Consider the following 22,369-nt stretch of genomic DNA (forward strand, 5'->3'; position numbering starts at 1 on the left):
CTTCAACCGCGACGCGACTGGCGCGGCCCGATTTTAGTGCAAGTTGGCGGATGCGATTAGCCGCGGAAGAGCGACAGGATCGACTGCGACGAACCGTTGGCGATCGACAGCGCCTGGATGCCGAGCTGCTGCTGGACCTGCAGGGCCTGGAGACGGGTCGATTCCTTGTTCATGTCGGCATCGACGAGCTGGCCGACACCGCGATCGATGGAGTCCATCAGGTTCGAGGTGAAGGTCTTCTGCAGGTCGATACTGCTCTTGGCGGCGCCGAGCGTGGTGGCGGCGTTGGTCATGGCCTTGAGCGCGGCATCGACGACGTTCATCTGCTGCGCGATCTGGCTATCGCTGGCGGCCGTGCCACCCGAGAAGATAGTCAGCGAGGCAACCGAATAGGTGTCGGTAACCGCTGCGGCAGCGCCCAACGTCGGTGCCGAGGCCGTGGCAACAGCAGCGCCCGTGGTGCCGAGGCGGGCCGTGTCGAGAATGCCCTTGGCGGTTGGTGCCGCGCCGGCATCGTACAGCTTGATGCTTTCCACATTGACATCGATCGTGGAGATCGAAGCCGCGCCGGTCGCGTCGCGGTTGAAGGCCGAAACAATCTTCACGTCGGCCGCGGTGCCTGTCGCAGTGGACACCGAAAGCATGTTGGTGCCGGAGAAGGTGGCGCCATCGGCGTAGGCCTTCAACTGGTTCTGAAGGGCGGCGATTTCGACCTGGGTCTTTTCCTTGGAGGCGTCCGTCTGGCCGTAGGACGCGACCAGCTTAGTCTTGATCTGGTTGATCGTATCGATCGCGCTACTCATGCCGGTATAGGCTGTGTCGACCTTAGAGGCGCCGAGGCCGAGAGCGTCCGAAACGGTGGACATTGCCTGGTTGTCGGAGCGCATCGTGGTGGCGATCGACCAGTAAGCGGCGTTGTCCGAAGCCTGCGAGACCTTGTAGCCGGTCGAGATGCGGGCCTGGGTGTCGGTGAGGGATTTGCTGGTGGCGTTGAGGCTCTGCAGGGCCGTCAATGCGGCGCTGTTCGTCATGATGCTGGACATGGTACTCGGACCTTGATTTTACAGGTATTTTTTACATACCGGCTCTACCGGTATGACGGTGCGGCATCATGCCCATGATCTCTCAAAATTGATCACCCGCCATCTGCGAGCGAATATGCGGGCAAGTCCCTACCAAAGGGCTAAACCGGACGGTTAATCGAAAATATATTGCTGGGATTTCGAGCCGGCGCCGCAGGGTCAGTTGAAGGAGCGCACCAGGCTGCCGACAAGCAGGTTCCAGCCGTCGATCAGGACGAAGAACAGGATCTTGAACGGTAGCGACACCACTGTCGGCGGCAGCATCATCATGCCCATCGCCATGGTGATGGTGGCGACGATCAGGTCAATGACGAGGAATGGCAGCACGATCAGGAAGCCGATCTCGAAACCGCGCCGGATCTCCGAGATCATGAAGGCCGGCACCAGGATGCGCAGGTCGACGGTGTCACGCGAAACGGTCTGTCCGCGCTCGCGGGCAAGGTCGGCGAAGAGGTCGAAATCCTTGTCACGCACATTGTGCAGCATGAAGGTGCGGAACGGGTCCGAAATCTTGTCGAAGGCTTCGGTCTGGGTGATCTGGTTGTCCATCAGCGGCTTGACGCCGGTGTTCCAGGCCTGATCGAAGGTCGGCGCCATGACATAGAAGGTCATGAACAGCGACAGCGAAATCAGGATGAGGTTCGCCGGTGTCGACTGCAGGCCGATGCCGGCGCGCAGGATCGAGAAGGCGATGACGAAACGGGTGAAGCTGGTCACCATGATCAGCAGGCCTGGCGCCACCGACAGAACGGTCAGCAGGCCGAACATCTGGATGATGTAACCGACGGTGGTGCCGTCAGCCTTGCCGATGCCGCCGAGATCGAGTTGCTGGGCCGTCGCGATGGAGGTGGCGGCGGCGATCATGGCCGTGGCGAGAAGGAACTTTCTCATTCGAGCAGCAATGTCCTGATGAGTACCTGTTTGGCGTGACCCTGGCTGCGGATCGCGGCGCGTTCTTCGAGGTCGGCCTTCAGGTGCTGGTAGCCGCTGGCCCCCTCGATCTGATGCATCTTCAACGTGCGCACCAGGGCCAGAAGGTCCTGGTGGATGTCATCAGACATTGCCTGTGGCTGCGGCCCGTCATAGACGACGGACACCTCCATCCTGATCCAGGTATCGGCAGGCGAGGCGATGTTGGTGGTGATCGGCGCCAGCACGACAAGCATCGGGCCCAGGCCTGGCTGCTCGGCCGCGGCGGGCTGCATGATCTTGCCTTCGTTCTCAGGCGCGACCGGTACCGACGCCGGTGCGCCGACGCCTTTGAGATAACCGCCGGACATCCAGCCCATGCCAATGGCGGCCGCCGTCACAAGCAGCAGCAGGCCGGCCTGGATGGCAGGGGAGGGACCCTTGCGTGGCTGAACCTGTTCGATATTTGCCACGGCGCCCTGCTCCGATCCTAGAACGGAAGAACCTGGTCGAGAATCTGCTGGCCGTAGGCAGGCTGCTGGACCTCGGTGATGCGACCGCGTCCGCCGTAGGAGATGCGGGCCTCGGCGATACGTTCGTAGGGGATGGTGTTTTCGGCGCCGATATCGGCCGGCCGCACGATGCCGGCGAGCGTCAGCACCCTGAGCTCGGCGTTGACGCGCACTTCCTGCGATCCGGTGATCATCAGATTGCCGTTGGGAAGCACATCGGTGACGATCGCCGCGACATTGAGCTCAAGCGTCTCCGAGCGCTTGATCTCGCCGTCGGCAGTCGTGTCCGTGGTGGAGCTGAGAGCCCCAGCGCCCTTGCCGGCGGTGCTCCACTTGTCCCACTGCGCGCTGAGGTCGTAACCGAGTTTGCGATTGGCGGTGCGGCTCCTGTCGTTCTGGTTCTTGAAGTTGGCCCGATCGTTGATCTTGATCTTGACCGTCAGGATGTCGCCCTGGGACAGCGCCCGCGGGTCGGTGAACAGCCGGCTCTGGCGGTCGTCCCACAACGAGAATTTCTTGACTGGCGCGGGCGGCGTTTGCGGATAGCGATAGAGGGAGCCGGTACTGCCGCCATCGATGCCGGAGCCGACCGGGGACAGAGCCGGCTCCCTGCCGACCTCCTTGAGGTTGGTTCCGCAACCCGACAGCACGGTGACCACGCACAGGACAAGCATTTTCCGGATCATGACGGATCTACCCTTCGGGCTGCGCTGGCCATAATGCCGGTGAGCGTCGCCGCCGCCTTCTGGTCCATTTCGTTGAGGATGACGCTCGCCTTGCGTGTATCGAGCTTCATCAATATGGCCGCAGCCAGATCGGCGTTGACGATGGCCAGCCGCTCGGCGGCGGCGTCGGGCTTCATGCCGGCGTAGATCTGGACGACGCCGTCCTCTGCCCGGGCCAGGAAAACCTCGCGTCGCTTCAGCCAGGTCTCGTATTCAGCTTTCTTTGCATCGAGAGCTTTCATGCGCTCGTCAATGCCGGCCTGGAGCTGCTTCAGTTCCTCCGCCTGCAGGACATAGCGGCGGTCGCGGGCGGCGTCGGCGATGTTTGAGCAGAAGCGCTCGATCTCGCTTTGGTCCGGCGCCTTTTCCCGCGTCAATTGCTGCGGCGCCGCTGCCACCGGTGCCCCCGGCAGGACCTGGCGGACCGTCTCCTCGCCGCGCGCAGTGTCGCCGGCAAAGGGCAGCGTCGCGAGAATAGCGGTCGCGAGCAGGATCGCGGCTTTGCGGTGTCTGCCGTCATGGCGTGGGAAGGAGCGCGTCATCGGCATCGCCTATTGCAGAACCAGGTCGGCCTGCAGAGCCCCGGCCGATTTGATGCCCTGCAGAATGGCGATGATGCCATCCGGCTTGACGCCGAGGCGGTTGAGGCCGGAAACGAGGGTCTGGAGATCGGGTCCGTCAAGCACGGCAACGCGGGCGTCGGGTCGGCTGGCGTCGATGGCGGTGAATGGTTCGATGGCGGTCTCGCCCTTGGAGAAGGGCTCGGGCTGGACGACGCGCGGCGCTTCGGTGATGCGTACGGTGAGCGTGCCGTGGCTGATGGCGACCCGTGAGATCTTGACGTCATTGCCGATGACGATGGTGCCGGTGCGCTCGTCGATCACGACACGGGCCGGCGTGTCGGATTCGACCACCAGATTCTCGATTTCGGCATAGAAGCGCGCCGCCGAGACACCCTTCGGCCTTCTGATCTGAACGGTGCGCGAATCGCGCTCGGCCGCCACCCGCATGCCGAAGCGCTGGCCGGTGTAGTCGTTGATGGCGTCCGCGATGCGGATAGCGGTCGAGAAATCGGGATTGCGCAGTTGCAGCGTCAGGACCGCCTGATCGTCGAACTCGGCCTGGACAGCACGCTCGACGATGGCGCCGTTCGGCACGCGGCCGGAGGTCGGCACGCCTTGCGTCAGCTGCTCGGCCTGTCCCTGGGCGGTAAAGCCGGACACGATGACCGAGCCCTGGCCGACGGCATAGATCTCGCCGTCCGCCGCCTTCAGCGGCGTCATGATCAGCGTGCCGCCGGAAAGCGAGGTCGCGTCGCCCATCGAGGAGACGTCGATGTCGATGCGGGCGCCCGATTGCACGTAGGGCGGCATGTTGGCGGTGACGATGACGGCGGCGACATTCTTGGCGCGCGCACTGCCGCCTTCGGTGGCGATGCCGAGATTTTCGAGCATCGCGCGGATCGACTGTTCGGTGAATGGCGAGTTGCGCAGGCTGTCGCCCGATCCGGCAAGGCCGATGACCAGGCCGTAGCCGACGAGCTGATTGTCGCGCGAACTCTGCAACTGGGCGATGTCCTTGATGCGCGCGGCCACCTGGCCCGGCGGCAGCGAACTCGGCCCGGTCGAAACCCGGAACATGCGGCTGGTGGTGGCCGGATCATATTCGGGATCGTTGTAGACGCCGCCATTCTTGGCGGCGAGCTCGCGCTTGGCCTTCGACGTCAGGCCGTCGGCCAGCGCCGGCTGCAGGCCAAGCACGGCTGCCAGCATCAGGGTAAGCCCGCGTATCATGACGCGCTGACCTGGATGGTTCCGTCCGCCATCACCGTGCCGGACAGGATTTTGCCGCTGTCGATGTTGCGAACCTTGACGAGGTCGCCCGGGGCTCCCGGCTGCAGCGTCACGGCGGTGGCCGAGATCGTCAGCCCGCCGGCGATGAAGAAGATCTGCACGGAAGCACCCTGTTCGACCAGCCAGGCCTCGCGGATGGCGGTGGAAGGAATGTAGCGGCCGGGCAGCAGCGTGCGCTTGGCGACCTTGCCATCCAGTTCTTCGGCCCGCGTGGCGACCGCCTCCGGCTTGTGCTTGCCGACGATAAGGGTGACCTGTTTCAGGGCAGCCAGGTTGATGGTCTCGCCGGGATAGATTACCCGGCTCGGAATAAGCACCACCTCGCCGCCAGCTTGATTGCTGGCGATCCGGGTGGCCGATTGGTTGGCCGACTCCTGGGCAAAAGCCGGCATCGTGCCGGTCACCAGCGCAAGGATGAGCGCGGTGCGGCGGAATGCGGACAGAAGGCCGGGCGTCGACATCATGCGTTACCTGATGTTCTTGGAGACCACGGAGGCCATGTCGTCGGCGGCCTGGATGACCTTGGAGTTCATCTCATAGGCGCGCTGCGCCGAGATCAGCTCGGTGATTTCCTTGACCGGGTCGACGTTGGAGGCTTCGAGATAGCCCTGCTGGATGGTGGCAAAGCCGGGATCGCCCGGCACGCCGACATTCGCCGGCCCCGAAGCCGTGGTTTCCTGGAACAGATTGTCGCCGAGCGGCGCCAGGCCGGCCTCGTTGGCGAAGTTGGCGATCTGAAGCTGCCCGAGGTTCTGCAGGTCGGTCTGGCCGTCGATGCGGGCGAAGACCTGGCCGGTCTTGTTGACGATGACCTCGACGGCATCCACGGGAACATTGATTGCCGGAATGACGGCAGCGCCGTCGACCGTCACGAGCTGGCCGGTGGCGTTGGTGTTGAGAGCTCCGGCGCGGCTGTAGAGCGTGCCGCCGTCGGCACCCTCGATCTGAAACCAGCCCCTGCCGGTCAGCGCCAGGTCGAAACTGTTGCCGGTGCTGGTCAGTTCGCCCTGGGTGTGCACGTTGCGCACGGCCGTCGTCTTGACGCCGAGGCCGATCGAGACGCCCTCCGGCACCAGCGAGGCGTTGGAGCGGTTGGGCACGCCTTGCGTGCGGTCGACCTGATAGAGCAGGTCGGAGAATTCGGCACGGGCGCGCTTGTAGCCGGTGGTGTTGATGTTGGCGATGTTGTTGGCGATGACTTCCAGATTTGTCTGCTGGGCATTCATGCCGGTGGCGGCGATGGCGAGTGCTTTCATGGCGGAATTCCTCAGATGCCCATTCGGCTGACTTCGAGATAGGCGGAAACCACCTTGTCGCGGATGGCGACGGCGGTCTGAAGCGCCTGCTGCGCGCCCATCACGGCGTCGACCACCTGACGGGTGTCGGCGTCGCCCTTGAGCGCCTGCAACGATACCTGCTCGGCATTCTGCAGCGTGTTCACGGTCTTGGAGGCTGCCTGGCTCAGCGCCTCGGCGAAGGAGGTGCCGATGGTGCCGCCGGCCGAAGGTGTCGCGCCGCCCTGGAGCAGGCTTGTGGCCGCGTCGTCGCCGCCGATCGACGGCTTGAACTGAAGCGCTCCGATACCGCTGATCATTACTGGTTCCTCATCAGGTCGATGGTCATGGAAATCAGGTCGCGGGCCTGCTTGACCACCTGAAGGTTGGCCTCGTAGGAGCGGTTGGCCTCGGTCATGTCGGCCATTTCGATCAGCACGTTGACGTTGGGCATCTTGACGTAGCCCTTCTCGTCGGCGGCCTCGTTGCCGGGCTGGAACTCGACTGGAAAGTCACTGGGATCTCGATCGATCGAGTTCACTGCAACCGTTGAACTGCCGGAGGCCCGGTCAAGCTCAGAGACGAAGCTGATGGTCTTGCGGCGATAAGGATCGGAGCCGGGCGCGGTGCCGGTCGACTGGGCGTTGGCGAGGTTTTCGGAAACCACGCGCAGGCGCTCCGACTGGGCGCCGAGGCCGGATGCTGCGACTTTGAGGGCTGCGGTCAGTGCGTCCATGGTCAGCTCTTCACCGCCATCATCATCATCGTATGAAACGCCTTGACGATCGCTGTGTTGAGCTCGAAGGAGCGGCGCACCTCGCCGGCTTTCAGCAACTGGTCTTCCAGAACGACCGAGTTCTTGGACGGCATGACGACGCCGTCATTCTCCTGCGGCTTGATGGTGAAGCCGGCATTGGTCGCCGCATTGCCGAGATGGCCGGCCTGGGTCGCCTGCAGCGATACGGCAGCGCGGTCGAGCACCTTTTCGAATGGCTCGACATCGTTTGCCGTATAACCTGGCGTGTTGGCATTGGCGATGTTGCCGGCGACTGCCGACTGGCGCACGGCCAGCCATTGCGCTTGCTTGGCGGCGAGGTCGAAAAGGGAAACGGGCTCCATGGGAATCTCCGAGCAGGTACCCAGAGACTAGGCCGCCAGTCTTGCGCGGGCCTTGCGGATGGCGGGAGCCGGAGATCGTTTATCTGGAGAGTTCGATCACCCGGTCGGCACTGGTGACCATGACCCATTTGCCGTTGCGCTGCTCGATGGAGGACACCTGACTGGAGTCAGGCAGTATCGAGCCGCGCTGGACGATCCAGAGGCCAGCGTCGTCCTGGATCATGGCACGGCCGTTAGCGACATGAACCATGCGGAATTTCGCCGCGTCGGCCGGAAACGGTTGCTCGTCGGGTGCGGCTGCGGGATTGACATCGTCCCGCACCGTCCCCGTGGCAAGAAGATCGAGATTGGCCGCGGGAATATCCTTCGCCGTCAGCGGCGCGCTGCGTTCCGCGACCACGCCGCCGCCCGCTCGCCCGGAATTGGAGCCGGTGCCGCCGAACTTCATCGCCTGGACGCCAAACTGGTCCTGGTTGAAGAAGATGTACCAGGGAAACAGGGCGCAGATCAGGCCGAGCGTGATGCCGAGCGCGGCTATGACGAAATCGCTGCGTCGGTCGGACTTCTTCTTCAGTCGGGGAAACGGTGCCTTTGGCGGCTGCGGCCATTCGGTGCGCGGGAACAGCCCGTCGATCAGCGAGTCGCGGCTGGCCTGCGTCATCTCGGCAGCCACCGCCTGGGGAGCCCGGGGCAGAGCGGGTTCGACGGGCCTGGCCAGATCAGGATCGGCTTTGCCAGCCCGTGGCAGGATTGGCTTGACGGCTCTGGCCAGAACGGCCTCGGCTTTGGCTGCGATGGCACGGGCAGCCTTTGCCTTGGCGGTTCTCGTTTCGTCAGCCTCGGCTTGCTCCACGGCGTTGGCCTCGGCGATCATGTCGCGCAGGATGCGCTCGGTATATTCGCGTTCAGTCTCCGGCATCGGCGTTCAGCTTGCTCTTGAGGTGGCGGGCGAGATCGGAGAACGGGTCGGTCGACGGGCGATCCTTCGGCGCTTGCGTCAGCGCCTCATAGATCAGCGGCACCTGGCGCACGGCGATGTCCAGTTCGGCATCGGCGCCCCCCTGATAGGCCCCAAGCAACCGGATATCGCGCGTGTCCTCGAAGCGCGAGATCATCGACTTCAGCCTTGTCACCAGCGCGCGCTGTTCTACGCTCCAGGCCTTTCCGGCCAACCGCGATATGGACGACAGCGGGTTGACGGGGGGATAGCGACCCTGTTCGGCGATCGTGCGATCGAGCACGACATGGCCGTCGAGGATGCCGCGCACGGAATCGGCGACCGGATCGTTGTGATCGTCGCCGTCGACCAGCACGGAAATGATGGCGGTGATGGATCCTTTGCCTTCCCCGCCCGGCCCGGCGCGTTCGAGCAGCTTGGGCAGTTCGGTGAACACCGAGGCCGGATAACCGCGCGCGACCGGCGGCTCGCCGGTCCCCGTCGCCACCTCACGCAGGGCGTGGGCGAAGCGGGTGATCGAATCCAGCACCAGCAAAACGCGATGCCCCTGGTCGCGGAAATGCTCGGCGACGCGCATGGCGGTGTCCGGCGCACGCCGGCGCATCATGGCGCTTTCGTCGCTGGTGGCGACGACGGCGACGGTCTTGGCCATGCTGTCGCCGATAGTATCCTCGAGGAATTCACGGACTTCTCGGCCGCGTTCGCCGATGAGCGCCACCACGACAGTATCGAATGCGTCGGCGCCGGCGAGCATGGCGAGCAGCGTCGACTTGCCGACGCCGGAGCCGGCAAAGATGCCGAGGCGCTGGCCGAAGCAGAGCGGCGTGAAGATGTCGATGACCTTGACGCCGGTCATGAAGGCAGTGCCGACGCGTTGCCGCGCCATGGCTCCTGGCGTCGTCTGGGCGCCGCGCGATGTGTCGTCTCCCCGGGCGAGCGGCGGGCCGCCATCGATCGTCCTGGTGAGTGCGTCGATGGTGCGGCCGCGCCACGAGGCATGCGGCGCCACCACGAGCGGACCTCGGCGGAAAACGGCATCACCGATGCCGGAATCGGCGCTGCGTTCGAAGGGTGCCACGACGGCCTCGTCGCGGCCGATCTTGACGATCTCGCCGCGCCGCGCACCGGCATCGCCGCGCTGCTCGACGATGTCGCCCAGCCTGGCGAAGCCGGAAAGGCCGTGCACCTTGTAGTGCGTGGGCGTGACTTCGATGACGCGGCCGCCGCGCTTGAGCAGCGCCTCGGCGTCGGCGAAACGCCGCCAGACCCGTTCCAGCGCGGCAAGCCGGTCTTCCGGCGCCGGCTGGAGTTGTCTTTCGAGTGCGCGCAGGGATGGCTGGTCGAGCGACATGGATTATTTCGAGCCGAGCGTCTTGATCGCCTCGTCGGTGGAGGAGTCGGTCTGCCGCATCAGGGCGGCGGTGTTCTCGAAGGCGCGCTGGACCATGATCAGCCTGGTGATCTCCAGCACCGGATTGACATTGGACTCTTCGAGAAAACCCTGGGCGACGCCGATATCCGAGCGATCGGTGACAGGCTCCGGGGTGCGTGCCGGAACGATGCCGGAATTGCCGTAGCGGACGAAGTTCGGGCCTGGGTCGAAATTGTAGAGTCCGATCGAGCCGACAAGCTGATCCTTCTGGCGCAACGAACCATCGGCCCCGGCCTTGGGTGGGCCGTTGCGGGGATCAAGCTGGATCGGCGAGCCGCCGGCATCGAGCACCGGGTGGCCCTCGATCGACATCAGCTCGCCGTTCTCGTTCATCGAAAAGCGGCCGTCGCGGGTCATGACGGTGCCGACCGGCGTCTCTATGGCAAACCAGGCATCGCCCTGGACGGCGAAATCGAAGGGATTTCCGGTCTCGCTCAAGGCACCGTGGGCGCCGGAAAGGTAGGTCTTGCCCGGGGAGGCGAAGGATACCGATTTCTGCCCGGTGCCGGAGACGACGTCCTCGAACTTCACGCCGGTAGCGCGAAAGCCGATCGTCGAGGCGTTGGCGACGTTGTCGGCGATGGTGTCGAGGCGCCGCTCGAGCGCGATCTGCGACGAAAGGGCGACGTACAGGCTGTCCCGCATGATGGTCTCAGAACCTCAGTTTCTGCATGGCCATCATCAGGTCGGTGGAGATGCCGACTGTGAGTGGCTGGGCAAACAGCACGCTGACCGAGGTGACGGCCGATGAAGTCGGGTGGTTGATCTCGTACATGCTGGTGAAGCGGGTCAGGAACTTGCCGAGTTTTTCGGGGTCGGAGAAATCCGAGATGTCGAGTTTTTGCTCGAACAGCTGCGCCTGCTTGTCGACATCGGCGGTGGCGAAGGAATCGGGCAGGCCGAGCACGGTGCGCACGACACTGGCAAGCGCGGTGTCGGCCAGCACGTCATACCAGCTGGTGATGGTTGGGGCCTTGCGATCGAAGTAAAGCGCCAGCCGCACACCCTGGTTGGCCTGACCGGCATCCTCTTCGAGGGTCTGGCGCATGTATTTGTCGACGGTCGGCTGCTGCGCCGGATTGATGGTGGTGGTGTTTTCGCCATAGGCCTCGAAGTTGAAGGCGGAGGCAAGCGCGGCATAGGTCTTGTCCGTCATCTTGTTGGCGAGGCTGTCGGGATCGCGGACGCCGCCCTGCAGAACCCGCTTGATGAGATCCTTGTCCTCCGTCGCCGAGTCGAGACCGAATGACGCCAGCGCGTATGTGTAGAGCCGGTTGTTCGACATCAGATCGTCGATCGACTTCACCTTGGTGATGTTGGCGAGATAGTATGTCGTCTCGCCCTTCACATAGGCCGAATTGGGATCGAGGCCGGCGATCTGCGCCTGGATGGCATAGTTCTTGGTCACCAACTGCTGTGTCTTGTTGTAGATGGTCGCATCGGCGCCGTTGGCGGCGAAGTTGAAGGCGCTGACGAATTCGGCGTAACGCTTGTCGGTCAGCTTGTTGGCGAAGCTGTCGGGATCGGAGACGCCTTCCTTGAGTGCCTTGACCATGAAGGCCTTGGCGTAGTCCATGTCCTCCAGCCCGTAGGCCTTCATGGCATACTTGAACAAACGGTCGTTTTTGACGAAATCGTCGATCGATTTCACCTTGGTGATATTCGCGAGATAATATTTGGTGTCGCGATCAACCACGGGCTGCTGCTCGATCCTGTCGATCGATTTTGAAATATCCTTGGTGATGAGCTGGTAGCTGGTAAAGGTATTGAGCAAAGACGTGCCTCCGGCCGAAGCTATGCCGGCACAATACCCCTACTTCCTTGCGCGAAACTGAATCGCTTCCAAGCCCTCGATTCAAGCCTCACACAAGGCACGGGGACTATCCCTAGCTCCTGATGTGAAATGCGGAAGGACCTGTCGTGGGCATTCTGATTGGACTGGTGGTAACGCTCGGCTGCGTCCTTGGCGGCTTCATGGCCATGGGCGGCCATCTTCACGTGCTGATCCAGCCATGGGAGGTCGTGATCATCTGTGGTGCGGCTTTTGGCACCTTCCTCGTTGCCAATCCGATGAAGACGGTCAAGGACACCGGCAAGGCCATTCTCGAAGCCTTCAAGCAGGCGGTGCCGAAGGAACAGGACTATCTCGAGACGCTCGGCGTGCTGCACTCGCTGATGCGCGAGCTGCGCTCGAAATCCCGCAGCGAAGTCGAGGCGCATATCGACAATCCGGAAGAGTCAGCGATTTTCCAGGCGTTCCCAACCGTGCTGCACAATCATGACCTGACGCATTTCATCTGCGACTACTGCCGTATCATCATCATCGGCAATGCCCGCTCGCACGAGATCGAGGCGCTGATGGACGAAGAGATCCAGACCATCAGGTCCGACAAGATGAAGGCCTATCACGCGATGGTGGCGGTGGGCGATGGCCTGCCGGCGCTCGGCATCGTCGCCGCCGTGCTCGGCGTGGTCAAGGCGATGGGCGCGCTCGACCAGTCGCCGGAAATCCTCGGCGGTCTGATCGGTGCCGCACTTGTCGGAACGTTCCTCGGCATCTTCCTGTCCTATTCGGTGGTCGGGCCGGTCGCCACCAAGATCAAGACGGTGCGCGAGAAGAAGAACCGCCTCTATATCATCGTCAAGCAGACGCTGCTGGCCTACATGAACGGCGCGCTGCCGCAGGTGGCGATCGAGTTCGGCCGTAAGACCATCTCGTCCTATGAACGGCCGACGATCGATGCCGTCGAGCAGAGCACGATGAATACCGGCACCGTCGAAAAGAAGGCCGCCTGAACGATGCGCGATAGATCGGTCCCAGCACTGTCATGACCAGTCCGGGCAGCCCAGCGGAAGCGCGTTCGCTGATCATCGAGCGTCTGGTCGGCGACAGCGGCGAGGCCGCGCAGGTCATCGACGCAGGCCGCGCCATGGCCGAACGCGCCGTACCGCTGTTGCAGAAAAGCCTGACCAGCGAGCTTGGCGTTCCGGTCGTCGTCGACCTCAAAGCGATCGAGGTCAGCCGCGTTCCCGAGGCGCGTTCGCGTGCCGGCGACACGTTTGCCATGACCGTGATCGGCTCGTCGGCGTCCTCCGATGCGATGACCCTGGTGATCGATGCTCCGGCGATCGCGATCATGGTCTGCACGCTGTTCGGCGGCGACCCGGATCTGCCGGCATCGCCGATCGAACGCGATCTGTCGCAGATCGAAATCGATGTTTCGACCATGGTGTTCCAGCAGGTCGCGCAGGCCCTCAACGGATCGGGAAAGCGCTCGCTCGACCTGCGCCTGCCCGCGCCGCGAGCAATGTCCGGCACCGAGGCGAAGCGGTATGTGCTGCGCGATGGCGCGGCAATCCGCATCGTGCTTGGCATCTCGACGCCGGCCGATAGTGGCACCGTCACGGTGACGATGCCGCAGCGCGTCGTGCTGGCCAGCCGCGACGGAGCCGTGCCTGTCAGCGACGACGATCACGGCCCCAGCTGGCGCGCCCGCTTTTCGGAAGAGGTGATGCGCTCCACCGTGGCGCTCGAGGCCACGATGCCGCTGGCGCGGCTGACGCTCGGCGATCTCGCCGGTTTCGAAATCGGCGACGTCATCGAATTCGAGGAGACGGCCCAGTCCCAGGCGCGTCTCAGCGCACGGGGCAAGACGCTGTTCGTATGCGAGTTCGGCAAACTGGGACAGAATTACACCGTCCGGATCAGGCATCCTTACGACGCCGGGCAGGACTTTATCGACGGGCTGATGCCGGCTGCCGCCGGACGCGCCTGAGCATTTGGAGACGATCATGGCCAAAACCAAGGCGGAAGCCGACCTCGACCAGCCGGACGAGCAACTCGATCGCGCCATCGAAGAGTTGCGCGGTGTCCTGCATGAAGAGGAGCAACGCCCCGATGCGGCCTTCAGGGCGGCCTCATCAGCCAATTCGAGCGTGATCATGAACATCCCCGTCGATGTCCAGATCATCCTCGGCAGCACCGAGATGCCGGTCTCCGATCTGATGGCGCTGCAAAAAGGGTCGACCGTGGCGCTCAATCGCCGCATCGGCGAACCTGTCGACGTCGTGGTCAACGGCCGCAAGATCGCGCGCGGCGAGATCACCGTGCTGGAAAGCGATCCGTCGCGGTTCGGCATCAGGCTGACCGAAATCATCGCCGGCACGAAGGGCGCCTAGACATGGTTTGCGGGGCTTGCCGGTGGCAGCGGAGGCGAGTGGCATGACGACGCCGGTGACCTTGACCCGCGCGCAGAAGGCGGCCGCCATACTTGTGGCGATGGGCAAGCCGTCGGCCAGCCGCCTGCTGAAATTCTTCAAGCAGGAAGAACTGAAGGCCCTGATCGAGGGCGCCCGCCTGCTGCGGACGATTCCGCAAAGCGATCTTGAGCGCATCGTCGCCGAGTTCGAGGCCGAGTTCACGGAAGGGGCGGGATTGCTCGATTCCGCCGACAGGATGGACACCATCCTCAACGAATCGCTCTCGCCCGAAGAGATGAGCGCGATCATGGGCGACAAGAAATTCGAGGTCGCACCGGAAGGCCCGCCGCCGATCTGGCCCGAACTCGAAAAGCTCGAACCGGCGCGGCTTGGTGCCTTCCTGGCCGGCGAGCATCCGCAGACGGCGGCCATGGTGTTGTCGAAGCTGGCGCCGCAGGTGGCGGCCAACGTGCTGCTGACACTGACCAAGCCGATGCGTGGAGAAATCATCAAGCGCATGGTGACGATGGCCAATGTTCCCGACGCTGCCGCCAGGATCGTCGAAAACCGGCTGCGCACCAGCGTGCTGGCGGAAACCTCGACCAAGGACACCTCGGCCGGGCAGGCGCGTGTCGCCAGCGTTCTCAACGAACTCGACAAGCCGCTGCTCGAGGAAGTCATGCAGGATCTGGAAGCCGCCGGCACGCCTGATCTCGACGGTGTGAGGGCCCGCCTGTTTGCTTTCGACGATTTGCCGCTGCTCACCCAGAAAGCGCGGGTGCTGCTGTTCGACGGGCTGTCGACGGAGTTGGTCACGCTGGCCCTGCGCGGCACTTCGGCCGCACTCGCAGAATCGGTGCTGTCGGCCATCGGCGCCCGCTCGCGGCGCATGATCGAAGCCGAACTCGGACAGGGCTCGGACGGGGTCCCTCTCGCCGACATCACGGCGGCCCGCAAGACGATCGTTACGACGACGATCCGGCTGTCGCGCGAAGGCGCCTTCGAACTGCCCTCGACCCAAGACGCCGCCTAAGGCCGCGCCATGGCTGACGCGGTCGACAAGGATTCGAAAACCGAAGAGGCGACGGAAAAGAAGATCCGCGACACCATCGAACAGGGCAAACTGCCCCATTCGCGGGAGACAGCGCTCCTTGCCTCGTTCGTTGCCATCCTGGTGTTCACCGTCTTCTACGCCAAGGATGCGATCATCGATCTCGGCATGTTCCTGTCGATGTTCCTGGAGAAGCCGGAAGCCTGGCCGATGGATACCGAGACCGACGTCATCGCGCTCTACAAGATCGTCCTCCTCGAGGTTGGCCGCGCCGTCCTGAGCCTGATGGTGCTGCTGACCGTCGCCGGCATCGGCGCCTCGGTGTTCCAGAACATGCCGCAATTCGTAGGCGAGCGGATCCGGCCGCAACTCTCGCGCATTTCGATCGCCAAGGGATGGAACAGGCTGTTCGGCATCCAGGGTTGGGTCGAGTTCCTGAAGTCACTAGGCAAGGTCGGGTTTGCCATCGTCGTGCTGAGCTTCACGCTGTCGGAAGACCACCGAAAGCTGCTCGCCGGGATGATCACCAATCCGGTCGCCTTCGGTCTCGTCATCCGCGGCATCGCCGTCGACATCCTGGTGGCGATCGTCTTCGTCATGGGGCTGATCGCGGCAATCGACATCGTCTGGTCGCGCTTCCACTGGAAGCAGGATCTGCGCATGAGCAAGCAGGAGGTCAAGGACGAGTTCAAACAGTCCGAGGGCGACCCGATCGTCAAGTCGCGGCTGCGCTCGCTGGCGCGCGACCGGGCCCGCAAGCGGATGATGACGGCGGTGCCGCGCGCGACGCTGATCATCGCCAACCCAACGCACTTCTCGATCGCGCTGAAATATGTGCGCGACGAGGACTCGGCACCCATGGTGCTGGCCAAGGGGCAGGATCTGGTGGCGCTGAAAATCCGCGAGATCGCGCGGGAACACAACATCCCGGTCTTCGAGGACGTGGCGCTCGCCCGCTCCATGTACAAGCAAGTTTCGGTCGATAGTGTGATCCCGTCACAATTCTACCAGGCCGTCGCCGAACTGGTGCGGATCGTCTACTCGAAAAAGGCTGAGCGCAGACAGATTTCATGAACCGGCAACCACACGCAAAATCTCGCGAGATCATCGTCGCCAGCGCCATCGAGCAGGTGGTGGGGGAACTCAGGCTGATCGATGTCGCCGACTACATCGCCTTTATCCGGCTGGAGCATTTCGCGTGCCTGTCGGACCTGGTCGATTCAGCGGTCGAGTTGTTCTTCATGCCGGGCACTCTGCGGCTCGGCCATGGCGGCGAGGCGCATGTCGACTGGAGCGGCAGCCCGCGCATCGTGCTCGATCTGGAACTGAGGCCGCCCGGCGTCACCGTCTATTTCCAGCTGACGCTGAGCGAGCTCGGCGCTTCGGTGGCGGTCAACTACGTGTCGTTCGAGAAGCCGGGCGAAGACCCGGAGCACAATACGGCGCTGCTCGAGGCGGTGATCGAACAGGCGCGCATCCGCAAGGTCGAGCCGCTCGCCTATCGCTGACGTCGGTCGCTATCGAGCTGCCTGTCGAAAACCCCTATTCGATCAAGCCCAGCCGCAGCGCCTTGGCCACGGCCTGGTTGCGATTGACGGCGTTGAGCTTCTGGGTCGATTGGGTCAGATACTGGTTAGCGGTGTGCACCGATAGTTTCAGGAGCCGCGCGATCTCTTCGCTGGTGTTGCCGTTGGCGGTCAGCTTAAGGCATTCGAGCTCGCGCTTGGAGATTGCCCGCATGCGGCCGGTATCGCCCGGACGGATGCGGGCGACGGCGGCGAACAGCGAAAAGCAGCGGGCGTGTATTTCGTAGAGCGCATCCTGCTGCAAGGTCATCTCCGAGCCCAGGAATACGACAAGACCGCATTGGCCGCGGTCGGCGTGCACGGGAAAAGCGATGCCGCTGGTTCCGGGCACCAGCGCCGCCATCTGCTCGGTCCAGGCGAGAGTGGTAAACAGCTCCGCCATGGCAAGGACGCCGTCATCCGTCCACCAGCGCGGTTCGGTCGAGAGGCGGGTGTGGCGCACGATCTCCTCGCCGTTGGCGCCTGAGATGAACTTGGTCGCCACGGCAATGCCCGGATAGTCGGAATCAAAGCATGGCACGAGCCGCGCCCGCTCGGGCGAGGGGCTTACGAAGAAGAGGCCGAAAGCCGAGGCATTCATGTCAACGGCGATCCAGCGGCAGCGGCGCACGGCATCGGGAATGGTGACCGCGTGATGGGTTTCGGAGCCAAGGGTGAAGGCTCCGAACGGGTTGCGCTGCTCGTTGAAAAGGGCTTCGGCCGTTTCCTTGATATCGGCGTGTTTCAAATGATGCCGCTCCTGATCGCCGTGGCGATGGCCATCGCGCGGTTGCTGGCCGCGAATTTCTGGATGGCGTGGGTGATGTAGCTGTTGACGGTGTTGGAGGAGACGCCAAGGATGACGGCGACCTCGTCGGTGGTCTTGCCTTCGGAAACCCAGAACAGGCATTCGCGCTCCCGATCCGACAACGGATCCTGCATGGCGGCAGCGGCAATCAGTTGCGGGATGTGCGAGAGCGCGTAGCAGCATTTCAGTTGCGCCCGCATCAACGCCGGCTGGTCGATGCTGCCGGCGGTCGCCGCAGAGAACAGGGCGAACAGGCGCTGGCGACCGACATTAAGGCGCAGCGAATAGATTTCGGCATGGCCGAGCACGTCGAGAAGGCGGGCTTCCTCTCCGGTGATCAATCCGTCTGTTTCTGGTGCCCGGGATGCCACGAGCGGATGTGGACGGATACCTGGCGCGACGGTGAGCGCGCCTTGCGCGAGCCCGGCGATCAGCCGCTTGCCGATCAGCTCGATGGCATCGAAAATCCAGTTGGAGGAGACGATGCGCGCATCGTTGCGGTCCTGGTCGTGGACAATGGCGACCAACATGTAGCTGTCGGCCCCGATCTCGGCGGTCAGTTGCATGAAAAAGCTGGTGAGATCGCCGCGCGACGTCAGGCGCGAGCCCAATGTGTCGGATTGAAGAAGTGCGGCGGGACTGCTCATTCTTGTTGCTTTTGGCCGGAATCGTTTCTGCTGTCCGGATGCTGGGAGCCAGCCGCCGAACCCGAATACGCATTACTTTGACGAAGACACACGCGTGGCGCAGGGCTGCGCCGAACCAAATCCCGAATCCATTCAGGGAACGCGAAGCCGTCCGCGTCTGGTGCCGGAAAAGCTCCGGAACAAGAGACTTTGGGTGGTCGCCGCGCCCCCCAAGGACCGGCTGATTCGGTTCTAATCTACCCGCAGTTGAATCTGACATCAAACGCGATTTGACAAAATCGAATCCGGGGGACTCAGGTGCGACTCAGAGGTCGGTCTTCGCGCCTCGGACAGAAGACCGGACGCGAAAATCTTCGGCGGCCATTTCGGCGGCCGGTCGATTTCGCCAGGCTCGGGAGCATTGAACAGATGGGCGCGCCGGTTGCCGTGCCGAAGGCTGGTGCCTTGGCCCGATAGTGGGAACCGGGCGATATTGCCGCCCGGTCCCGGCCGTCCCTTGCTTATGCCTGTCGTTGTCCCAAAACCGCTAGATGCTCCTGGACGACAGGCATTTACCGATCCTCGAACCCGGTCAGCACGCCGACCGCGTTGATGCCGATCTCCTCGACGGCATAGCCGCCTTCCATGACGAACAGCGTCGGCAGGCCGAGCCCGGCGATGCGGCGGCCGATCTTGGGATAGTCCGATGTCTTCAGCTTGAACTGGCTGATCGGGTCCTTCTCGAACGTATCGACACCCAGCGAGACGATGACGACATCCGGTGCATAAGCGGTGAGCCTGGCGCAGGCATCCTCGAGCGAGGCGTTCCATGCATCCCAGTCGGTGCCGAAGGGCATCGGATAGTTGATGTTGAAGCCTTCGCCGGCATCCGCGCCGCGTTCGTCGGCATGGCCGAGGAAGAACGGGTACTCGACCATCGGATCGCCATGCAGATTGAGCACCTGGACGTCGGCACGGTCGTAGAAGATCTCCTGCGTGCCGTTGCCGTGGTGATAGTCGACGTCGAGGATCGAGATGCGTCTGGCGCCCTGGTCGCGGAACCATTGCGCGGCGACGGCGGCGTTGTTGATGTAGCAATAGCCGCCCATAAAGCCAGCCCCGGCATGGTGGCCGGGCGGACGGCAGAGCGCGAAGGCGGAAGCCTCGCCATCCTTGACCAAGCCGGCGGCGGTCAGCGCCACGTCGTAGGAAGACTTGATCGCCGTCCAGGTACCTTCGACGAAGGTGGCGCCGGCATCGAAGGAATAATAGCCGAGCAGGGCGTCGATGCGTTTTGGCGGCACGTCGCCGCGCAGGCCGCGCGTCGGCCAGGTGAAGGGCATCGCCGTGCCCGTGAGGCCTGCTTCCAGCCATTGCGGCCAGACTGTCGGGAGAAAGTCGATATAGTCCGATTTGTGGATGCGCTTGGCGGCGGCGAGGTCATGTTCGTGCGGCGCGATGATGGGACCGAGTTTCTCGCTTTCGACCCGTGCCTTGATGAATTCGGCCCGCGATGGCTTTTCGAAACCCGGCACGATGGCTGATGTGACCAGTTCCATTTGGCCGGCATGGCCGGCGTGCAGAGGGGAGAAAACAGTCTTCATAAATTCCTCTCGAAGTGTGAAATCAGTCAAGATTCAAGATTGAGATAAGGGCTCACCAGAGCGAGCCACATTCTTTCCACATCGTCCTCGATGAGGTCGTATGTCTTGCGGTCTCTTTTCAGCCCGACAAGCCGGCAGGCGTGCCCGACGTCCATCATCAGCACGCCGAGCCGGCTGGCGATCTTGTTTTCAAGCGCCGGGTTCACATGCTGCAGCCATGCGGCGTAGAGCGCGATGATCTGCTCGTCATATTCGTTTTGGATCGGCCTGAGGTCGGCGTTGCCTGAAATGGCCTCGATCACCGGCATCAGGCTGGCGTTTTCGAGGTAGAGTCTGGACGTGTCGATGAAGAGCTTGCGCACTTCGCGCCGAAACTCTTCACGGTTGGTGGGCGGGGCGACCTTGATACGCTTGGCGATCACCTCGGGGAAGGATGACAGCCAGCGCCGGGCGAGGTCCAGAAGAATGGCTTCCTTGTTGGGGAAGTATTGGTAGATCGAACCAACCGACAAGCCTGCGCGCTGCGCAATGGCGAGCGTCGTCGGCGTCTTGGTTCCTTGCTCCCGCGTCAAGACCAGCGCTGCGTCGAGAATCCGGTCGACCACCTTGCTGGAGCGTTGTTGCCGCGGCTGTTTGCGCGGTTCGAGCGCTATCCTGGTTTTGCGGTCGAGACTGCGCTTCACGGCTTGATGTCCTCGTTCCCCGCCCGGTCTCAACATGGTGGGAGCTTGCTGTCCACAATACATTCCAGATTCGGTATGTTGACAAACGCGAATAATCAGTCGCATTCTTTATCCACGCTGCCTCTTGGGATGACAAGGGGAATTTCCAAGACAGCGCGCTGGCATTCTTTTTCGTCCCATGGCGCCGCTCCGGTGGAGTGGCAGGTCGTTGGACAAGAGGTTGTCGGTCTCAGTCAGTCGTCAAAAGCGCGGAGTCGCGATGTCTGTCACAGGTGCGGGTCACAATGCGGATCTGATCGTCATCAATGGTCGTGTACTGACCATCGACGACGACAATCCCACCGCCGAGGCTGTCGCCGTCAAGGATGGCGCAATCGTCGCCATCGGCAGCCGCGCCTCCATCGAAGAGTTCAAGGGACCGGCCACCAGGGTCATCGACGCCAAGGGCGGTTCGGTGGTCCCGGGGTTCATCGAAGCCCATATGCATCTGTTTTCGGGCGGGGCTGAACTTGCCCACCTTCAACTCACCGGTATTCATGGCTTCGAGGCGCTGCAGAAGGCGATCCGCGACTATGCGCCGACCCGGCCCGACGCGAAGATGCTGGTCGGCCAGGGCGTCGACTACACCGTGCTCGGCAGCGAGCGCGTGACGCGCCATCACCTCGACGCCATTTTGCCCGATCGCCCGTTCTGCATGGCGGCGCCCGACCATCACACCATGTGGGCCAACACCAAGGCGCTGGAAATGGCCGGCATCCTGCAGGGGCGCACGCTTGGTCCGGGCAATGAGATCGTCATGGGTGACGATGGTCTGGCCGCCGGTGAATTGCGCGAAGGCGAGGCCTTTGGCCCGGTGCTCGATCTTGCCGGCGAAGGCCGGGTGCGGCTGGGGCTGTCGACCGGCGGCGAGCCGGACCCGATGCCGACGACGGCGGAGCGGGACGCCGACCGCGACATCATGCGGCGCGGGCTCGCCTGGTGCGCCCGCCACGGCATCACCTCGATCCAGAACATGGACGGCAATCTCTATCAGCTTGAGCTGCTGGCCGAGATCGACGCCGAGGAAGGCTTGCCCTGCCGCGTCAAGATCCCGTTCCACTACAAGAATTTCATGACGCTCGACATGCTCGACAAGGCCTCTGATATGGCCGAACGCTACAACAGCGAATGGCTGTCGTCGGGCATGGTCAAGGTGTTCTACGACGGCGTTCTCGATTCCTGGACAGCTGTCATGGTCGAGCCTTATGCCGACCGGCTCGACTGGGTGGGCGAGCCGCTGTTCACGCCGCAACAGTTCATCGATCTGGCCGTCGCGGTCGACAGACGCGGGCTGCAGATCGCCGTGCATTCGATCGGCGACGGCGCGGTGCGCGCGGTGCTCGACGGTTATGAGGCGGCGCAGAAGGCGAACGGCAAGCGCGACAGCCGTCACCGCGTCGAGCACATCGAGGTCACCACCACCGCTGATGTGCCGCGTTTCGCCGAACTCGGCGTCATTGCCTCCATGCAACCGCCGCATCCGCCGGGCGCAATGGATTTTCCACTGGAGCCGACGGTATCGCGCATCGGACCGGCGCGCTGGCCGCTGAGCTATGCCTGGCGGACCTTGAAGGATGCCGGCGCGCATGTCGTCTTCGCATCCGATTGGCCGGTGTCGCCGATCGATCCGATCCTGGGCATTCAGGCGGCGGTGTTGCGCAAACCGTGGGCAGAAAGCGACCCGGACCAGAGTTTCTCACTGCATGAAGCGATCGCCGGTTACACGATCGAGGGCGCCTATGCCGAATTCGCCGAGCACCGCAAGGGCACGCTGAAATCAGGCTACATGGCCGATCTGGTGGTTTTGTCGATGGATATCGAGAACACCGCCCCGGCCGACCTGCACAAGGTGCGGCCGGTGACGACGATTTGCGGCGGCAAGGTCACCTATCAGGCCTGACTATGGCATGGGGCTTGCAGGCCTCAATG

At 63.3% G+C, this 22,369-nt stretch carries 26 protein-coding genes; 7 read left to right on the forward strand and 19 right to left on the reverse strand.

Going from position 1 to position 22,369, the window contains the following annotated elements:
• Positions 1-56 precede the first annotated feature (56 nt).
• The 15 genes from EOB80_RS03440 to EOB80_RS03510 form a co-directional block, all read right to left on the reverse strand.
• Positions 57-1,043, reverse strand: a complete 987-nt coding sequence (locus EOB80_RS03440; protein ID WP_127271439.1) for a flagellin — start codon at positions 1,041-1,043, stop codon at positions 57-59.
• A 198-nt stretch (positions 1,044-1,241) separates the two neighbouring features.
• Complete coding sequence (gene fliP / locus EOB80_RS03445; RefSeq protein WP_127290412.1) at positions 1,242-1,973, reverse strand: flagellar type III secretion system pore protein FliP; 732 nt, start codon at positions 1,971-1,973, stop codon at positions 1,242-1,244.
• The gene (locus EOB80_RS03450; protein WP_127326673.1) at positions 1,970-2,464 is read right to left on the reverse strand and encodes a flagellar basal body-associated FliL family protein; all 495 of its coding nucleotides are present in this window, start codon (positions 2,462-2,464) and stop codon (positions 1,970-1,972) included. The genes fliP and EOB80_RS03450 overlap by 4 nt, the downstream gene beginning before the upstream one ends.
• Before the next feature lie 17 nt (positions 2,465-2,481).
• On the reverse strand, positions 2,482-3,189 hold the full coding sequence (gene flgH / locus EOB80_RS03455; protein WP_127326674.1) for a flagellar basal body L-ring protein FlgH: 708 nt from the start codon (positions 3,187-3,189) through the stop codon (positions 2,482-2,484).
• Positions 3,186-3,776 (reverse strand): MotE family protein, encoded by a 591-nt coding sequence (locus EOB80_RS03460; protein ID WP_164762499.1) that lies wholly within the window; start codon positions 3,774-3,776, stop codon positions 3,186-3,188. Before EOB80_RS03460 ends, flgH begins: the two co-directional genes overlap by 4 nt.
• A gap of 3 nt (positions 3,777-3,779) precedes the next feature.
• On the reverse strand, positions 3,780-5,021 hold the full coding sequence (locus EOB80_RS03465) for a flagellar basal body P-ring protein FlgI (RefSeq protein WP_127326676.1): 1,242 nt from the start codon (positions 5,019-5,021) through the stop codon (positions 3,780-3,782).
• The gene (flgA, locus tag EOB80_RS03470; protein ID WP_127326677.1) at positions 5,018-5,545 is read right to left on the reverse strand and encodes a flagellar basal body P-ring formation chaperone FlgA; all 528 of its coding nucleotides are present in this window, start codon (positions 5,543-5,545) and stop codon (positions 5,018-5,020) included. The genes EOB80_RS03465 and flgA overlap by 4 nt, the downstream gene beginning before the upstream one ends.
• A 3-nt stretch (positions 5,546-5,548) precedes the next feature.
• Positions 5,549-6,337: a flagellar basal-body rod protein FlgG gene (gene flgG / locus EOB80_RS03475; RefSeq protein WP_013529795.1), complete on the reverse strand. Its 789-nt coding sequence runs from the start codon at positions 6,335-6,337 to the stop codon at positions 5,549-5,551.
• A gap of 11 nt (positions 6,338-6,348) precedes the next feature.
• Positions 6,349-6,675, reverse strand: coding sequence for a flagellar hook-basal body complex protein FliE (locus EOB80_RS03480; RefSeq protein ID WP_127326678.1), 327 nt, complete (start codon positions 6,673-6,675; stop codon positions 6,349-6,351).
• Positions 6,675-7,091 (reverse strand): flagellar basal body rod protein FlgC, encoded by a 417-nt coding sequence (gene flgC / locus EOB80_RS03485; protein ID WP_013529797.1) that lies wholly within the window; start codon positions 7,089-7,091, stop codon positions 6,675-6,677. The genes EOB80_RS03480 and flgC overlap by 1 nt, the downstream gene beginning before the upstream one ends.
• A 2-nt stretch (positions 7,092-7,093) precedes the next feature.
• Positions 7,094-7,474, reverse strand: a complete 381-nt coding sequence (flgB, locus tag EOB80_RS03490; RefSeq protein ID WP_027038255.1) for a flagellar basal body rod protein FlgB — start codon at positions 7,472-7,474, stop codon at positions 7,094-7,096.
• Between the two features lie 79 nt (positions 7,475-7,553).
• On the reverse strand, positions 7,554-8,393 hold the full coding sequence (locus EOB80_RS03495; RefSeq protein WP_127326679.1) for a hypothetical protein: 840 nt from the start codon (positions 8,391-8,393) through the stop codon (positions 7,554-7,556).
• Entirely contained in the window at positions 8,380-9,783 is a 1,404-nt protein-coding gene (gene fliI, locus EOB80_RS03500) for a flagellar protein export ATPase FliI (protein ID WP_127326680.1), read from the reverse strand. Before fliI ends, EOB80_RS03495 begins: the two co-directional genes overlap by 14 nt.
• A gap of 3 nt (positions 9,784-9,786) precedes the next feature.
• On the reverse strand, positions 9,787-10,509 hold the full coding sequence (gene flgF, locus EOB80_RS03505; protein ID WP_127326681.1) for a flagellar basal-body rod protein FlgF: 723 nt from the start codon (positions 10,507-10,509) through the stop codon (positions 9,787-9,789).
• Between the two features lie 7 nt (positions 10,510-10,516).
• The gene (locus EOB80_RS03510) at positions 10,517-11,638 is read right to left on the reverse strand and encodes a DUF1217 domain-containing protein (RefSeq protein ID WP_127326682.1); all 1,122 of its coding nucleotides are present in this window, start codon (positions 11,636-11,638) and stop codon (positions 10,517-10,519) included.
• A 146-nt stretch (positions 11,639-11,784) separates the two neighbouring features.
• Here EOB80_RS03510 and motA point away from each other — a divergent pair, with 146 nt between their 5' ends.
• Genes motA through EOB80_RS03540 form a run of 6 tightly spaced genes read left to right on the forward strand, consistent with a single transcriptional unit; the run spans position 11,785 to position 16,623 of the window.
• Positions 11,785-12,660 carry a flagellar motor stator protein MotA gene (motA, locus tag EOB80_RS03515; RefSeq protein ID WP_127326683.1) on the forward strand — a complete coding sequence of 292 codons (876 nt, stop codon included), beginning with the start codon at positions 11,785-11,787 and terminating at the stop codon, positions 12,658-12,660.
• Positions 12,661-12,692: 32 nt separating this feature from the next.
• Positions 12,693-13,640, forward strand: a complete 948-nt coding sequence (locus EOB80_RS03520) for a FliM/FliN family flagellar motor switch protein (RefSeq protein ID WP_127269588.1) — start codon at positions 12,693-12,695, stop codon at positions 13,638-13,640.
• Between the two features lie 16 nt (positions 13,641-13,656).
• Positions 13,657-14,043, forward strand: coding sequence for a flagellar motor switch protein FliN (gene fliN / locus EOB80_RS03525; RefSeq protein ID WP_023809994.1), 387 nt, complete (start codon positions 13,657-13,659; stop codon positions 14,041-14,043).
• A 43-nt stretch (positions 14,044-14,086) separates the two neighbouring features.
• Positions 14,087-15,097 carry a flagellar motor switch protein FliG gene (locus EOB80_RS03530; protein ID WP_027038262.1) on the forward strand — a complete coding sequence of 337 codons (1,011 nt, stop codon included), beginning with the start codon at positions 14,087-14,089 and terminating at the stop codon, positions 15,095-15,097.
• Between the two features lie 9 nt (positions 15,098-15,106).
• Positions 15,107-16,189 (forward strand): flagellar biosynthesis protein FlhB, encoded by a 1,083-nt coding sequence (gene flhB, locus EOB80_RS03535; RefSeq protein ID WP_127320968.1) that lies wholly within the window; start codon positions 15,107-15,109, stop codon positions 16,187-16,189.
• Positions 16,186-16,623 (forward strand): hypothetical protein, encoded by a 438-nt coding sequence (locus tag EOB80_RS03540; RefSeq protein WP_127268991.1) that lies wholly within the window; start codon positions 16,186-16,188, stop codon positions 16,621-16,623. Before flhB ends, EOB80_RS03540 begins: the two co-directional genes overlap by 4 nt.
• Positions 16,624-16,657: 34 nt before the next feature.
• Here the strand turns inward: EOB80_RS03540 and EOB80_RS03545 are convergent, their stop codons facing one another.
• From EOB80_RS03545 to EOB80_RS03560, 4 genes are all read right to left on the reverse strand, one after another.
• A complete protein-coding gene (locus EOB80_RS03545) occupies positions 16,658-17,428 on the reverse strand; it encodes a helix-turn-helix transcriptional regulator (RefSeq protein ID WP_127326684.1) in 771 nt (256 codons plus the stop codon).
• A complete protein-coding gene (locus EOB80_RS03550; RefSeq protein ID WP_127268993.1) occupies positions 17,425-18,135 on the reverse strand; it encodes a helix-turn-helix transcriptional regulator in 711 nt (236 codons plus the stop codon). Before EOB80_RS03550 ends, EOB80_RS03545 begins: the two co-directional genes overlap by 4 nt.
• A 551-nt stretch (positions 18,136-18,686) precedes the next feature.
• The gene (locus EOB80_RS03555) at positions 18,687-19,718 is read right to left on the reverse strand and encodes a histone deacetylase family protein (protein ID WP_127326685.1); all 1,032 of its coding nucleotides are present in this window, start codon (positions 19,716-19,718) and stop codon (positions 18,687-18,689) included.
• A gap of 26 nt (positions 19,719-19,744) precedes the next feature.
• Positions 19,745-20,506 (reverse strand): TetR/AcrR family transcriptional regulator, encoded by a 762-nt coding sequence (locus EOB80_RS03560; protein WP_245466235.1) that lies wholly within the window; start codon positions 20,504-20,506, stop codon positions 19,745-19,747.
• Between the two features lie 154 nt (positions 20,507-20,660).
• Here EOB80_RS03560 and EOB80_RS03565 point away from each other — a divergent pair, with 154 nt between their 5' ends.
• On the forward strand, positions 20,661-22,340 hold the full coding sequence (locus EOB80_RS03565; protein ID WP_127321801.1) for an amidohydrolase: 1,680 nt from the start codon (positions 20,661-20,663) through the stop codon (positions 22,338-22,340).
• Positions 22,341-22,369 lie beyond the last annotated feature (29 nt).

Origin of the sequence: Mesorhizobium sp. M7A.F.Ca.MR.245.00.0.0, assembly GCF_003997415.1 — a bacterium.
Classification (GTDB): domain Bacteria; phylum Pseudomonadota; class Alphaproteobacteria; order Rhizobiales; family Rhizobiaceae; genus Mesorhizobium.